We start from the raw sequence: 15,081 nt of genomic DNA on the forward strand, positions 1-15,081 counted from the left end.
ACCCAAAGGAGAGGATCTATTGGAACGTCTGGACAAAGTTTCTGTTGAAATTGATATGTCGGTACATCATCAAACATTTGAAGGTTGGGGTACGTCCCTGGCATGGTGGGCAAATGTCATCGGTGGCTGGAGCGAAGAACGTCAGCAAGAGATTGTGCAAAAGTTGTTTCATGCTACAGACGGAATTGGACTTAATATCGCAAGGTACAATATCGGCGGTACGAAAAACGCGGACGATCCTTTTTTGGAATATGGCAAAGCGATTTTGTCCTACCAAAATGAAGACGGCAGTTGGGACTTTTCGCGCGATCACAATCAACGTTCGATTCTTCAAAAAATCGCCGAGATCGTCGATGCACCGATTTTCGAAGCTTTTTCCAATTGCCCGCCATGGTGGATGACCAACTCTTACGATCCTTCTCGACCCGATGGAGCTGAAGGTTCAACTACAGGAGGGTTAGAAGGCGGCGATAACTTGAAGGCAGGATCTGAAGCGGATTTTGCTCACTATCTAGTTGAAGTGGTTCGACATTTTCAAGAAGTTCACGGCATTACGTTTCGAACGATCGCTCCTTTTAACGAACCGGTAGCCGGATGGTGGAAATATAAAGTCACCACGCAAGAAGGCGCACAGATTTTACCGGAGCAGCAACAGATCGTCATTCGCGAAGTATACGAGGCTTTGAAGAAGTCAGGATTGTCGAATACCTTCATCAGCGCTTCAGACGAATCTTTTGTTCAGATGGCTTTGGATACGTGGAATGCGTTTGATCCAGAGACGAAAGCTTTAATTCCTCAAGTGAACACCCATACGTATAATGACTTTGATTATAATCCTCAAGAATTTTTGAGAACGGTTACATTTGACAAGAAAAAGCTTTGGATGTCTGAAGTCGGGTTTGAAAATGGCGTTCATCCTACTATTGATCCGACTTCTATGAGCGGTGCAAGCAAATTATCGGCGGGTATTACAAAAGATTTAAAAGAAATGCGCGCCGAAGCTTGGGTATATTGGCAAGCGGTAGAAAGTAACGTCAGTACATGGGGGCTGATTTTTGCTCCTTTTGAACAAAATGAAGCGGAATCGTATACGATGTATAAACAATATTACGCGTTAGGCAATTATAGCAAGTTTATTTCGCCGGGCAGTCGATTAGTGGCTAACAACGGACAAAAGTCATTGACGGCAATCGATCCTTCTGGCAAAAAAGTGACGATTGTGACTTATAACGATAGCGATACGGAATCTATAGAGTACACGTACCGGTTATCGGGATTGCCAAATCCTTCTTCAGTGAAAATCGCTGTATACCGCACAAGCGTAAAAGAAAATCTGCAACAATTGGACTCACTTTTATTGGAGAACGGTACGTTTGCGGCTGAAGCGATCTGCCATTCGGTTACGACGTATGTCATTGAATTATAGACCCTGAATCAGCATGAGTTAAAAAGATCAAAAAAGACCTCTTCTACATTCGATATGTAGGAAAGGTCTTTATTCATAACTGTTCATTCTAAATCAAGCCCTTCTTGGCTTAAGATTAAATGCTTATTGCCCTGCGAAAAAAGCTTCGTTACCCGAATAGAAGTATCCAGTGGTATCGTCAAACACAACGTAATCGATACAATTCAGCGGAATCACTGTCCGTTGCCCATAATCGACACTCAATACGACATGATCGCTACCGGCTGCTTCCAAACGCCCTGCAAGCGAAGTTGCCGTAATTCCGGTGTTCATTCCGGCTACCATATAAAAAGTTCCGGTGCGACCCAGGTTATTTTGTAAGGTAGACCTAACCGTAGGCTGCTCATACTGCGTTTGCGGAATAGAAGCATCTGCCATCGATGAACCCGATCTTGTATATCCACTTCGTTGCTTTGCGCCGCTGCTGATCCGATACGTCACAGGTGAATATGAATATTCCATCGTAATTCCTCCTCGTAAAAATGCAGATGACTGACTGTTGCCCAACAACTTGATGCTTGCCTGATTGCAAAAAAAGAGGAACGAGTATTTTGTATCTTTTTCATTACCCTTGTGCGTAGAAATCGAATCCGCATACAAAAAAAGCGGATGACATCTACTCGATGCTCCGCTTCTTCTATTTTAACTATTCGACATAGATCATTTTCCGAGTCATACCGCCGTCTACGACTAATTCTGTTCCTGTCACGAATGTGTTATCCGGGTGAGTCAGATACAGACAAGCTTTGGCGACATCTTCTGTCTTGCCGACCCGTCCGCTTGGATGTTGCTGATGGTCTTCAGTACGTAATTGATCGTAGTTTTTCGTTTCAATCCAACCCGGGCTGATACAGTTGACTTGAATGCCATCTTCGCCGAGTGAAATCGCAAGCGAATGCGTTAAGGCTAAAATGGCCCCTTTGGAAGCCGCATACGCTTCAAAATTCGGTTCCGACATATGCGCACGGGTCGAGCATAGGTTTACGATCGAACCTTTGCCGTTTTTCCGCATATGCAGAGCGGCTTCGCGCGTTGCCAAAAAGGTGCCGCGTACATTCGTATTCATGACGTCGTCCCATTCTTTTACGCTCAGTTCATAAGGAGATTTCCAAATTCCAAATCCGGCGTTATTGATCAAGATATCAATCTTGCCGAACGCTTCAATCGTCTCGCGCATCAGTTGTGTAATATCCGACTCATTGGACATATCGCAAGGGACGAAGATAGCTTCGCCTCCTGAATTGCGAATTTCTGCCGCGGCTGCGGCGCCTTCTGGTTCTTGTGTATCCGCAAGTACGACGCGTGCGCCTTGCTCCGCATAACTTTTAGCTAGCGTGTGTCCAATCCCTTGAGCGGCACCGGTAACAATCACGGTTAACGATTCAAAACTCATCTCGTTGTCAGCTCCTTCTTCTATGTCTCTTTTACTATTAACCAAAGAAATCGTCGAAGGAAACTGAATAACTCTGGATACATAGAAGGATCGAATCTAGTTACGCGTAGTACATTGTGAGCAATCGACCAGTTTCTTCTGCTTTCGGCTCTACTTGATCCAACATTCCTTGTTCTGCCCAGCAAGCCAGACATTGTTCTTCACTTTCGCAAATCGGAGCGTCTTGGCACGTATAACAAAGGTTCAAATAATTACGGGTAAGTTGATTTGTTGGCGCAGTCATCACAATCACTCCCTTTATAAATGTAGGTTGTTTGTCTTTCTATTTAAAAAATAACAGAAAATCAGAAAATATTATGTGATTTAATTCACAAATAAAAACAAAAGTAGAGCTAAATCAAAAGTTAAATGCTAACCTTCAAACCTTCGATCTAGCTCTACTGGGATTCATTTTAAAATTATAATACGTTCCAGGTTAAGCCGCCGTCCAGTGTTTGTAGCAGTAATGAACGTCGAAGCTCGGTTTTGCCGATCAAGATCCAACCCACTTTGTCGGTCACAAATTGAATTTGAAAAATTTCCGGATACTTCTCCATATTTTCTTTCAACTTTTGATCTTCCGGTAAAGCTTTCCATGTCTTCCCTCCGTCAACCGTGCGATACAAGGTAGAACCGATCGGCATCCAGCCTTTTAGCCGGTCGAGAAATACCGGAGCGATCTGTACATTAAGCGATTGTTGCGCAGGAACAGTGAACGGTTCATATTTCCAACCGGCACCGCCATTTTGCGTAAAGTAACCGCTATATTGCACATTGTCGCGCTGTTTACACCCGACAGGAACCCAACCTCCTTGTGCTGTTTGATACTTTTGCGGTTTGCTGCTTATGTAAGTATCGCAAGTTCCGATTGGGGTTTCACCAGCAAAAAAGGAAGAAGATTTAATCCAATTGCGTCCGCTATCCGTCGTTCGGTACAATGCAGGACGTCCAAGTTCCAATAATGTCACATAACCGCTCGTTGCGGAGTCGAATTGCATACCGGACATATAACCGATTTCTGGCAAAGGATCTCCGGAACCGTTCGGTTGTGTACCACTTGCTGTACGCATAATCGCGTTCCAACTTTTCCCGCCATCAATCGTACGGTACAAGGTTTTATTTTCTCTTCCCGGTGTATCTGACGTCTTGGTCGTTAATAGCCATCCCCGAGTCTGATCGGTAAAATACAAAGAAGCGGGTAACTCGTCTGTGCGTCCGAGGGTAGCTAACGCCCAATTTTGACCTCCGTCTGAGGTTCGAAGAACTAATGACTCGTCCGCAATTCCCGCACTTCGAACGATCCAGCCATGCTTCGTATCGGTAAAAAAGACGTCTTTTCCGTACTCTGGAACATCCGAAAATGCGATTTGCTCCGAAGGGGATAATGGTGTCCAATTTTTTCCGTTATTTTCGGTCATATACATACGAAGCGCACTTCGCGTAAGCCCCCACGCCATTCCTTTTCGAGCATCAAATAAATGAAGTTCGGTCAATCTGGTCTGTACGACATATTCTTCATATTGATTGTTACTACCGCCGCCTTTAGGTTCGACCAGCGTAATTTCTTGACCACCCATATCATCGGATTTCGTCGTTTCTTGTGTTGGTTCGGATGTCTGATCTTCGTTAGAAGAATCGTTCGTACATCCGGCAAGTACAATCAGCATAGCAAGCAGAGGCAGCAGTAGCTTGTGCTTGATTCGCATTGTAACCGCCCCCTTTGATTCTCAATAATGTCTTGCGGAGCGTAAGTCCTTCGTCATTATAGCATAAAGAACCTGCCGCCCCGCAACTGCTTCCGATTCAACCTAGCGCTATATAGATCGGAATAAAAAGTAAAGAAGTCACGATACCCGTAAGCCCCATAGCAAGCGCGCTGAAGCTGCCTGCGGTCTCCGATTCTTGCAAGCTGCGCGCCGTGCCGAATCCATGCGCGGCGCTCCCCATCGCAAGGCCGAAAGATACCGGATCACGCATACCGAGGCGATACAGGAAAGCAGGTCCCCATACTCCGCCGATCACTCCTGTCACAACGCTGAACATCACGGATAACTCTGGCGTTCCTCCAACTAATTTTGAAATTTCGATACCGATTGGAGAACTGACGGATTTCGGTAAAATGCTCAGTAACACTTCATGCGAACCTTTTGTCACATAGACAAGCAATCCTGCACTTACAATCCCTGTAATCGAACCGGCCAATACCGATACCGAGATCGCCGCCAGCCGCTCACGAATCAATTGGCGATGTTTGTAGATCGGGACCCCAAGTGCGACTGTAGCCGGCCCAAGTAAGCTCGTCAGTAATTCAACATCGACTTGATAATTAGCGATAGGTGCACGAAGCAACGCAAGTACGATCAACACAATAGCACTGCTGCTTAAGATAGGATGCAGCCACGGTAACTTTCGGTTTAATCCTTTAGCAATTGCATAAGCGCCGATCGTAATCGTTAAGCCGAATAATGGATCTTGAAGAAAATTCATCTTACTGCGACCCCTCCTTTTCTTTCGGCTGCATCTTCAGCGCGACTTTCCCCGTAACCCAAAGTACGGCAAATGTACTTCCGATCAGCCCTACTGCGATCGATACCCAATCATTGCCGAGTAAAGGAACCAACGCTGCCGCTCCCACGACATACGGGATAAAAAATAACAGGAGATGACGAGTAAGCAAATTCGCCGACTCTTCGACCCATTCCAGCTTGATGATTTTTGCAAATAAACAACCCAGAAACAACAATAAACCGATCACGTTTCCCGGTAGCGGTACATGCAACGTATCATGTATAACGACTCCGATAAAACTAAATCCCAGAAGAATTGCAAACCCGCGCATACCTTTTTCAACCTCATTTCTGACTTGTTCAATCCGTACATTTGTTCAAACCTTGTCTATTATAGCAAACTTAAATTCCAATCTCACAATGCTGAAAATCGAAAACGTTTCATTTTATCATCCAAACCCGTGCAAGACCTAAATAAAAAGGTTACAAAATGGGGAGGGCTTTTTGTATAATAGATTTGAAGATTCTATTCTATGGAAGAAATGGAGTGATTGAACATGACGACCTCATCTTCACGTTCTCGCCGCGTTGTCGTAATCGGCACAGGTGATGTTGGAGCCACAACCGCGTATACGCTATTGCTTAGGCAACGAATGACTGAACTTGTGTTGATCGATGTCAACAAAGAATTGGCTTTAGGGCAAGCGCTGGATATGAATCATGGTCTGCCTTTCGTTGGCGGCGTCAAAGTATGGTCGGGCGATTATTCCGATTGCAAAGATGCCGCGATCATTATCATTGCAGCCGGTTCGGCGCAGCGTCCTGGCGAGACACGGATCGATCTTCTGAATCGAAACGCGGAAATCTTCGATCAGATCATTAGCAATATTACGAAGTATAATGACAACGGAATTATTCTTGTCGCGACAAATCCTGTCGATATTTTATCTTATGTCTCTTACAAAAAAAGCGGCTGGCCTGCTCATCGCGTGATCGGCTCGGGTACTCTGCTGGATAGCGCTCGCTTCCGTTATCTGATCGGTCAACAGAAACATCTTGACCCGCGTAGTATTCATGCTCATATCATTGGCGAACATGGCGATTCCGAACTTCCGGTCTGGAGTCGAGCAAATATCGCGGGTGCCGATCTGAATTTATCGGAGAGCGTACAAGACGAAATTTTTGAAAACACAAAAAACGCAGCGTATGCGATTATTGATGCTAAAGGATCTACGTATTATGCGATCGCTTTGGCACTTGACCGGATCGTCGCGGCTATTTTGCAAAACGAAAGCTCGGTTCTTAATGTCTCTACCCTACTCGATAACTATCATGGCATTTCCGACGTATATTTAGGATTGCCTTGTGTCGTCGATAGTAGCGGCGTGCGCGAGCATCTGGAAATTCCGCTCAACGACAAAGAGTTAGAATTACTGCGAGCATCAGCGGATAAACTCAAATCCGAGATCGCTAAAATCGATTTGTAACAAATCATTCGGCTAAGCGCTTATACGCAATCAAAAAAGACCCTTACAACTAGACGACCAGACGTAAGGGTCTTGATTTTGAAACGTTATAGACGAATGATTTCAGTATGCACCAAATGACCCGAAGAAGCTTCACACACATATTCGCTTTCTTCGATCCAATGTAACGATACGATCTTCACTCCATTGAAGTCTTGACCTGTCACGACATAATAAGGCGAAATTCGGATATGAACTCGAAGTTTTTCCCACGCTTCTATCGACGAAAGCTTAGGCTTAACCAGCGCTTCAGTAAAACGTTCAGCCCGCATCCGGCGAAACTCTAGTTCATCTGAAGCTGCGATCACTTTGCCGCTGCGACGTTCGATATACAAATCCAGACATCCTCCAAGTACGGGTAATCCATGCACCAGGCGATACAAGCGTACATGGACGATCCCGCCTATTGCACGAAAAGACGAACGTCGTTTTCCAGCCAAAAAAGCCCATCGATATCCTCGCGGCTTTGCGGTATTGAGCAAATAATCGAGTACTGTGCTGCGAACTTTTCTTAGCTCTTCCCGCTCCAACGCTTCTACTTTTTTGGACTCCGGCAATGAAAAGTTTCCTTGTAACGAACGGATTTGCGTAGAAGAATTCCGTTTACGGGTATGCGCACCGCGTAGATCGATCCATTCCCACGGCCCAAGCTTTTCATTTTGAAGCACAGGCTTCCCGCTTGCATCGTACATTCGCGGTAGGTACAAATAAAAAGGATAAATAGCTGATACATTCAAAGCATAAGCCCCGCGCAGACGAGAAGATTCTTCTGGCACATTCAAAATCGCGGGCGGTTTTTTTGGATCTGCTTCCGATTGTATTCGGCATGAACTCCAATCCGTCTTGATTGAGCAGAGTTCACCGGAACTACGCATCGTAATAAATAATTTTGGCCCTCGGTAAAAAGGAATCCCCGAATGATGCCGAGCGTATTCCAAAAGCATTTCGTCATGATCTAACTCGACAGCCCGAATCGGCAATAATTGATTCAGATCTATATCGCTTCGCAGCCGCATCAGATGGTCTTTCGCTAACGCTGCATAATGAGAGCTTTCCTGATCGGATAAAAAACGTACTCCTTTGAAGCCTTCTGTTCGAATTCCTGATAGTGAATCATAGTTGCTTCTGTTCAAAGGCTCCACCCCTATCGCGATTAATAAGGTAACCCATCATCTCCGGAATCGTCTTTTCGTTCAAGCAGACGCTTGGCAACCGTCTCGAAATCTTCCGGTTGCAGCAGTTCGACCGGAGAATGCCCTTTATCGAAAACAAAAGATTCCCCTTCTAAAATCACCGCATAACGTCCATTGAGACGAGTGATATGAACGCCATAGCCGAAGTCGGCAAGTAGCCCTTTGATTTGCGAATTTCCTAGTTTAAACCGAACCTCGATATCCGGCTGAAACTCGGTGATGCGTTCAGCAGCTTCCATCACTTGCTCAGGTTCCCATTTTTCTTGAATATCGCGTTTATCGCTCGCTGTCCATAGTTCCAGATCATGTTCTTCACGCTGACGTTCTTCGCTCGTTTCGTCCGGCCATTTTTCTTCGACGTAAGTCTGTACGAATTCCATCACTCGCTCATTCACGATCTCTGGCATCGACTGTTCGTACACGACAAATTTCAAGAAATCTTCAAAATATCGAGCATGCGACGGTTGGTGGATTTTTAATTCCCACTCTTCGGTCATTCCTGCTTCTGGCATATGCGGGTACATGATCGATTTGATGCTCTTAGTGCTGATCGCCATTTCGACTTCATCGATCAAATTTTGCTCATCGGAAATTCGGGCAATTTTATTTTCAAAATCACATTTCATAACGAAAATAAACGGGTCATCCGAATGCGTTGGCATTTTGGCACGCGTGAGCACTAAAGCCCCTCCGCGAACCGATCCCGTATCCAAATAATTACGTACCACATCGTCGCACGCATTTTTAAAATCTTCTTTGCCGTCGGCTGTCCGCATCCGATTGAACATATTGAAGTTAGGATTGCTGTCTAGTTCATATCCCGGCTCTACGATAAAGGTTCCGATCTTCGTAGGCGCTTGTTCGGTCAACGGATTTTTTTCTACTTTACGCTTAGCGATTCGAGAAAATTCGCTATCCAGGAACTTTTTCACCGGGCTATCTTCATAATCGTAATCGTCCATCGTCTGATAATGCTTATATCCTCTGGCGCCTTGGCCTTCTCTGCCTTCAACCTGAATCACGAAAAATGATAAAAACTCAATCTCAAAACGCATGATGTATTAAACTCCTTCTATAACCGTAGTGTCGGATAACAGTAATGATCAATTTGCTTTTTTGCTTACTTCTACCTGTCTGTTTACGATAGCATGACCACTGCAAATGAACAATCTATCCTTGAAGGAATAAAAAAACGCGGGATGTCAAAATCGACACCTCGCGTGATGAGTATAGGTTTATTTACTTGCCTTGGCGTTGTTGCATAAATTCCAAGCCTTTTTGAATCAATTCTTGCATGGAACCGAACTGTGTATTTTCTTTGACTTTTGCATCTAATTCTTGCGGCGGAACGCTCTGAAGCGCATTAGGATCACTACCGCCGATACCGAATTTTTGCAGCATTTCTGCTGCTGATTTGAACGGCGTGTATTTTTGTAAAAACTCCGAGTTGAGCAATTGGTCCAACGGAAGCTTTTGCAAAATTTCGTTTAACGGAAGCTTATTCGCCATTTCGCTCAGCCCGCTAAGGTCACCTTGCTTTAATTTGTTGAATGCGTCTCCAAGACCTCCAAGATTAAATCCCATCTGTATCCACTCCTTCGTTGATGTCGATTACCGACTTTTTACCCGAATTACTTGGAACTCTAACATGCAGCCGATTCATTGCCTCTTCTTTTTCCCGATTCGAGACGTGCGTATAGACGGTTGTGGTCTGTATAGAAGAATGGCCCAGCATTTCTTGTACGGTACGCAGATCGGCTCCTTTTCGAAGTAACATGGTTGCAAAAGAGTGCCGAAGCTTATGGCTGGAATAAGGAATCCGCTGATGAGGCTCTAGTTGATGCTGGAAACGATCAAACGTATCCGAAGCCAATTGCTGAATCGCGCGGATCGACATTCGGCGTCCTTTTTGCGAAACGAATAGCGCTTCTTCCCGATCAGTCCAAGGAGACAATCGCTGCGCAATCGCGTCTTCCAGCACGGTCATAACGGCTTCCGGTACTGGCAGAGTACGCCATTTCCGTCCTTTGCCGAACACTTGAAGAGTGCGCCGCTCAGAATTGTAATGCGAAATATTAAGAGCGTGAACTTCGCCGACTCGAAGCCCCATATACGCCATAAGCAGAAAAATCGCTAGATTACGTTCGCGGTATTTACCATCGACAGCTTCAAGAAACTCACCAATCTGATGTTCGTCCATATAGACGGGTGCGCGGTTTTTTTCTGTTTTGGCTTTTTTGACTCCAATAGCCGGGTTGTGTTCCAAAAGCTCAAGTTCGATCAAAGCTTTGTACAAACAATGCACAGCGGCGTGTTTGCGATTACGCGTGGCATCGCCTGAGCCATTACGCCGAGCCATCGATAAAAACGACATCACGTGAATTTTTTTCACTTCTTCTAAGCTTCGTCCATTAAGTCCAAGTAAAAATTGCCTTACATCGCTTAAGTAATTTTTTTGCGTATAGTCGGTATATCCGGCATCTTGCATCCAGATCAAAAAAGCTTCCAAGTATTCGGCGTAGTCTTCCAGTGCTTCATCTTCGGGAATCCGAATCGTTGCCATAAAAGGGTTCTCTCCGTTCTGATCGTAAACATGGATCGGCTATTCATATTGATATTGTGAACTAATCACTAAGGTAAACGCAAGCTTCGAATGTAAAATCAAATTATGTTTCAAAAAATCAAATTTTGCGTTATATGATGGTATTCCCATTTGCCTAGGTACTGCATGTACCCGAAAGGAGCTTGTAATCATGACAGACGCTAAAAAACCCGTACTTGAACCCGCAGCTCAGAAATTCGCAGACGACAATTCGAAACCGCCTTTTTTGTCTGACTTAGGGCCAGAAAAAGGTCGGGAAACCGTCGATGAAGTACAATCCGGCGAGGTCTTCAAACCTGAAGTGGATATGGAAGACAAAGTGATTACAGGCGGTCCTAAAGGCGAAGTGTCGATCCGTATCGTCCGGCCAAAAGGCTCGACAGGTACGCTGCCGGTACTTTTGTATATTCACGGAGCGGGCTGGGTATTCGGCGATGCCCATACCCATGACCGTTTGATTCGCGAATTGTCTGTAGGTTCCGAAGTTGCTGTCGTGTTCCCGAATTACAGTCGTTCGCCTGAAAGCAAATATCCAGTAGCGATCGAAGAAATTTATGCGACTTTGGAATGGATTGCCGAGCAAGGCGAAGCCGAAAAATTCGATACTTCGAAATTGTTCGTAGGCGGCGATAGCGTCGGCGGAAATATGACAGCTGCGATTACGCTCATGTCTAAAGAACGCAGCGGCCCTAAAATTGCGAAGCAATTGATGTTCTATCCCGTTACCGATGCTTCGTTCGATACGGAGTCTTATAATCAGTTTGCTGAAGGTTATTTCTTGATGAAAGACGGCATGAAATGGTTCTGGGATCAGTATACGACAGATCCAGAAGAACGTGCTCAGATTACAGCTTCTCCGCTACGCGCAACGACCGAACAGCTTAAAGGTTTGCCAGAAGCCCTGATTATTACAGGCGAAGCCGATGTATTGCGTGACGAAGGCGAAGCTTACGGCAATAAACTTCGTGAAGCAGAAGTACCGGTTACTGTAGCCAGATTCCAAGGCATTATTCACGATTTTGTCATGTTGAACGTGCTGGCAGACACTAATGCGAAAAAAGGTGCTTTGTTGTTGGCGAACGCTTGGCTGAAATCATAAATCGAATTTAGTTAACTGTAATTTAATTATGTAAACTAAAGAAGAGTCGAAGCGACTTCCATAAATTTGGGAGTCGCTTTTTGTGATGTGGTTCGTTTGAATGAATGAAGTTAAATTTTCTGAGTTAATTTTACATAGTATCATAATAATTATTATGTAACCTATGGACTTTTTATTCGGGGTAGCGTCAGGAAAATGCGGATTTACAACGCTAAGCACATTTTCGAGACGATTCCCCCATTTTTAACAACGTTAAGAAAATTTCAATGGTCTTAAAGAATCTAACGAGACCATTTTCTCGGAATTAAAATGGTATTCTCCTAGCAAATTAATATGTTCCCAACCTAGAGGCGACATATGGTGCAATAATTCTTCATTAAAACTACTAGCCTGTTTTTGATATTCAACTGCTTTTGTTAGGTGTAAGGTATTCCATATACTGATGGCATTAATGATTATGTTTAAGGCACTGGCCCTTTGCAATTGATGTTGTATAGTCCGTTCCCTAAGCTCACCTTGTTTTCCGAAGAAAATAGCTCTTGCTAATCCATTCATGGCTTCTCCTTTATTCAATCCTCTTTGTATTTTTCTTCTTAATGATTCATCCGATATATAATTCAAAATAAAGATCGTTTTTTCTATTCGGCCCATCTCACGTAAGGCCGAAGCCAAGCTGTTTTGTCTTGAATAGGAACCTAGTTTCCCCATAATAAGGGATGCTGAAACTGTTCCCTCTCTTATAGAATGAGCTAATCGCAAAACATCCTCATAATTTTCTTTAATGACCTTTGTATTTATTTGTCCACGTAAAATGGCTTCTAATTTTGGATATTCACTTGCTTTATCTATTGTAAATAATTTTGAGTCTGATAAATCTCTTATTCTAGGAGCAAATTTAAATCCTAATAAATGAGTCAGTCCGAATATTTGGTCTGTGTAACCGGCCGTGTCTGTATAATGCTCTTCTATATTTAGATCCGTCTCATGGTGCAACAATCCATCCAAAACATGAATCGCATCCCTTGAATTTGTATGAATAATCTTTGTGTAGTAAGAAGAGAATTGATCACTAGTAAAACGGTAGATGGTGGCTCCTTTTCCAGTCCCGTAATGTGGGTTTGCATCTGCATGAAGTGATGAAACACCTAGCTGCATTCTCATACCATCTGATGAGGATGTTGTACCGTCGCCCCAATTGGAGGACAACTGTAATTTATGATGGAAATTTACTAATATGGCTTGGGCTTTATTCATTGCATCTTCATACATACGCCATTGAGATACATTGGCTAGTTGCTTATATGTAAGTCCGGGTGTGGCCTCGGCCATCTTGCTCAAGCCAATATTCATACCCATTCCTAAAAGGGCAGCCATGATAATGATTGTTTCTTCCTTATCTGGTTTTCGATTATTGGAAGCATGAGTGAATTGCTCATGAAATCCTGTTATATGAGCCACATCCATGAGTAAATCAGTTAACTTTATTCTTGGTAGTATCTGATAGAGGCTTGCGCTAAATTTTTTTGCTTCTTCTGGAACATCTTTTTCTAAGCGTGCAAGTGACAGTTTTCCTTTTTCAAGAGAAACTCCATCTAGCTTGTTGAAATTGGCAGCTAACCACTTTAACCTTTCATTAAGGCTTCTAGTTCTCTCTGTTATATAATCTTCAAATGATAAACTAACTGATAATCTCGTATTCCCCTTCGATTGATTCCATGTATCTTCCGAAAACAAATATTCCTCAAAATCCCTATATTGTCTGCTGCCCACAATGGAAACATCTCCTGCCCGAACATGCTCCCGAAGTTCTGTTAAAACAGCCATTTCATAGTAATGACGATTAATTGTTGTACCATCATCCTCGTATAAATGCTTTTTCCATCGTTTTGAAATAAAATCCACAGGTGAGTCGTCAGGCACTTTTCGCTTTCCGGATTCGTTCATTCCTCGGATAATCTCAACAGCCTGTAAAAGTGGCTCATTTGCTTTTGTAGAATGAAATTCCAATACTCTTAATAGCGTTGGCGTATATTTTCTTAGTGAATAAAACCGTTTTTGCAGTAAGTCCAAATAATCATAGTCGGCAGGACGTGCAAGCTCCTGAGCCTCTTCTACTGAAGAGACAAAGGTATTCCATTCAATAACCGATTCTAAAACCTTAAAAACATCTAATTTTTCCTCTTTTGCTTTAATTAATGCTTGTCCGATGTTCGTAAAGTGTATAACTTTCTCATTTAGCTTTTTACCATTTTGTTTCTGGATTTCCTCTTGAGCCTTACGACCTTTTGATAACAAACTAAGTATTTGCCTATCATGAATTTCAAACGCTTTATCCGTTAGCTCCTGAGTAAGTTGTAATAAATAGACGGTTAATATCGAATAACGTTTATTTTCTTGAAAGTCACGGAATGCATACGGCTCGTATCTTGAACCTAAGCGAGACAGCTGCAACAGGCGGTTGCGGTGCAAATGACTAATTTGTACCGTTTCCAATTCCATTCCTCGTATATATTCGAGTCGTTCTATTACTTTTAGAAATGTTTCGGGTGAAGGATGACCCGGTGGTTCCTTTAACCAACCCAATATCGTTTTATTAGATTCAGATGGATGCTGCGAAGTAATAATCTCTTCAAGCTTTTCTTTTTGCTCATTTGTAAGAGATTTACTAACTGTATTAAATAGCTTCTTTTCAGCCATCGCCCTTGCTTCCCACACCATTCTTTCAAGTGTAGTGATAGCAGGCAGTATAATTTTGTTTTTTCTTAGAAAATCTATGCATTCATGCAGTAGATGAATGGGATCACCATTTTCCAAAGCTAATTGATGAAGGTACTTAAATGTCATTCGATATTCACTCAGGGTAAAAGTTACAAAGTCGTATTCACTTCGAATTTCTTTCAAATGATCCCAAAGTGTATTTTCCCTTTGAGGATAATGACCAAGCGAGGATGGACTAGCACCAATCTGTTTCGATATATATTGTATGACCGAATCTGGGATGCTTTTGATATGAGTGTATGGCCAACCGGGATACCGAAGAACAGCTAATTGAACGGCAAACCCTAAACGGTTTTCTTCCCTCCTTCGCTTATTAACTATTTCTAAATCACGTTTGGAAAAAGTGAAGTAGGTCCCCAATATCCATTCATCTTCAGGGATTTGCATAAAAGACTGTCTCTGTTCCGGTGTAAGCAATTCTCTACCTCTCGCAATTTTCATTCAGTATCATCCCATTTCTGTATTTTTCAATTTATTAG

General features: G+C 43.3%; 14 protein-coding genes. 3 read left to right on the plus strand and 11 right to left on the minus strand.

What is annotated here, in order from left to right; genetic code table 11:
- The first annotated feature begins 19 nt into the window (after window positions 1-19).
- Entirely contained in the window at window positions 20-1,426 is a 1,407-nt protein-coding gene (locus NOM90_RS01420; RefSeq protein ID WP_255939426.1) for a glycoside hydrolase family 30 protein, read from the plus strand.
- Between the two features lie 123 nt (window positions 1,427-1,549).
- On the opposite strand, the gene NOM90_RS01425 is transcribed toward NOM90_RS01420, so the two are convergent.
- The 6 genes from NOM90_RS01425 to NOM90_RS01450 all read right to left on the minus strand — a co-directional run bounded on the left by NOM90_RS01425 (window position 1,550) and on the right by NOM90_RS01450 (window position 5,736).
- Complete coding sequence (locus tag NOM90_RS01425) at window positions 1,550-1,927, minus strand: spore coat protein GerQ (protein WP_255939427.1); 378 nt, start codon at window positions 1,925-1,927, stop codon at window positions 1,550-1,552.
- Between the two features lie 184 nt (window positions 1,928-2,111).
- A complete protein-coding gene (locus NOM90_RS01430; protein ID WP_255939428.1) occupies window positions 2,112-2,858 on the minus strand; it encodes an SDR family NAD(P)-dependent oxidoreductase in 747 nt (248 codons plus the stop codon).
- Between the two features lie 100 nt (window positions 2,859-2,958).
- Window positions 2,959-3,141 carry a hypothetical protein gene (locus NOM90_RS01435; RefSeq protein ID WP_255939429.1) on the minus strand — a complete coding sequence of 61 codons (183 nt, stop codon included), beginning with the start codon at window positions 3,139-3,141 and terminating at the stop codon, window positions 2,959-2,961.
- 175 nt (window positions 3,142-3,316) lie between these two features.
- The gene (locus NOM90_RS01440) at window positions 3,317-4,603 is read right to left on the minus strand and encodes a WD40/YVTN/BNR-like repeat-containing protein (protein ID WP_255939430.1); all 1,287 of its coding nucleotides are present in this window, start codon (window positions 4,601-4,603) and stop codon (window positions 3,317-3,319) included.
- A 97-nt stretch (window positions 4,604-4,700) separates the two neighbouring features.
- Window positions 4,701-5,384, minus strand: coding sequence for an LrgB family protein (locus NOM90_RS01445; RefSeq protein WP_255939431.1), 684 nt, complete (start codon window positions 5,382-5,384; stop codon window positions 4,701-4,703).
- A 1-nt stretch (window position 5,385) separates the two neighbouring features.
- Entirely contained in the window at window positions 5,386-5,736 is a 351-nt protein-coding gene (locus tag NOM90_RS01450) for a CidA/LrgA family protein (protein ID WP_255939432.1), read from the minus strand.
- A gap of 225 nt (window positions 5,737-5,961) precedes the next feature.
- Between NOM90_RS01450 and NOM90_RS01455 the strand changes: the two genes are divergently transcribed.
- On the plus strand, window positions 5,962-6,891 hold the full coding sequence (locus tag NOM90_RS01455) for an L-lactate dehydrogenase (protein WP_255939433.1): 930 nt from the start codon (window positions 5,962-5,964) through the stop codon (window positions 6,889-6,891).
- 86 nt (window positions 6,892-6,977) lie between these two features.
- Here the strand turns inward: NOM90_RS01455 and NOM90_RS01460 are convergent, their stop codons facing one another.
- From NOM90_RS01460 to NOM90_RS01475, 4 genes are all read right to left on the minus strand, one after another.
- Window positions 6,978-8,063: a hypothetical protein gene (locus tag NOM90_RS01460; RefSeq protein WP_255939434.1), complete on the minus strand. Its 1,086-nt coding sequence runs from the start codon at window positions 8,061-8,063 to the stop codon at window positions 6,978-6,980.
- Window positions 8,064-8,083: 20 nt separating this feature from the next.
- Entirely contained in the window at window positions 8,084-9,178 is a 1,095-nt protein-coding gene (locus tag NOM90_RS01465; protein ID WP_255939436.1) for a DUF3900 domain-containing protein, read from the minus strand.
- A 184-nt stretch (window positions 9,179-9,362) separates the two neighbouring features.
- On the minus strand, window positions 9,363-9,707 hold the full coding sequence (locus NOM90_RS01470) for a hypothetical protein (protein ID WP_255939437.1): 345 nt from the start codon (window positions 9,705-9,707) through the stop codon (window positions 9,363-9,365).
- Window positions 9,697-10,686, minus strand: coding sequence for a tyrosine-type recombinase/integrase (locus NOM90_RS01475; RefSeq protein ID WP_255939439.1), 990 nt, complete (start codon window positions 10,684-10,686; stop codon window positions 9,697-9,699). Before NOM90_RS01475 ends, NOM90_RS01470 begins: the two co-directional genes overlap by 11 nt.
- A 190-nt stretch (window positions 10,687-10,876) precedes the next feature.
- Here NOM90_RS01475 and NOM90_RS01480 point away from each other — a divergent pair, with 190 nt between their 5' ends.
- On the plus strand, window positions 10,877-11,824 hold the full coding sequence (locus tag NOM90_RS01480; RefSeq protein WP_255939441.1) for an alpha/beta hydrolase: 948 nt from the start codon (window positions 10,877-10,879) through the stop codon (window positions 11,822-11,824).
- A 252-nt stretch (window positions 11,825-12,076) separates the two neighbouring features.
- Here NOM90_RS01480 and NOM90_RS01485 read toward each other — a convergent pair whose 3' ends face one another.
- Window positions 12,077-15,043: a Tn3 family transposase gene (locus tag NOM90_RS01485; protein ID WP_071318957.1), complete on the minus strand. Its 2,967-nt coding sequence runs from the start codon at window positions 15,041-15,043 to the stop codon at window positions 12,077-12,079.
- Window positions 15,044-15,081: the final 38 nt, after the last annotated feature.

The organism is Saccharibacillus sp. JS10, assembly GCF_024436065.1.
Lineage (GTDB): Bacteria > Bacillota > Bacilli > Paenibacillales > Paenibacillaceae > Saccharibacillus.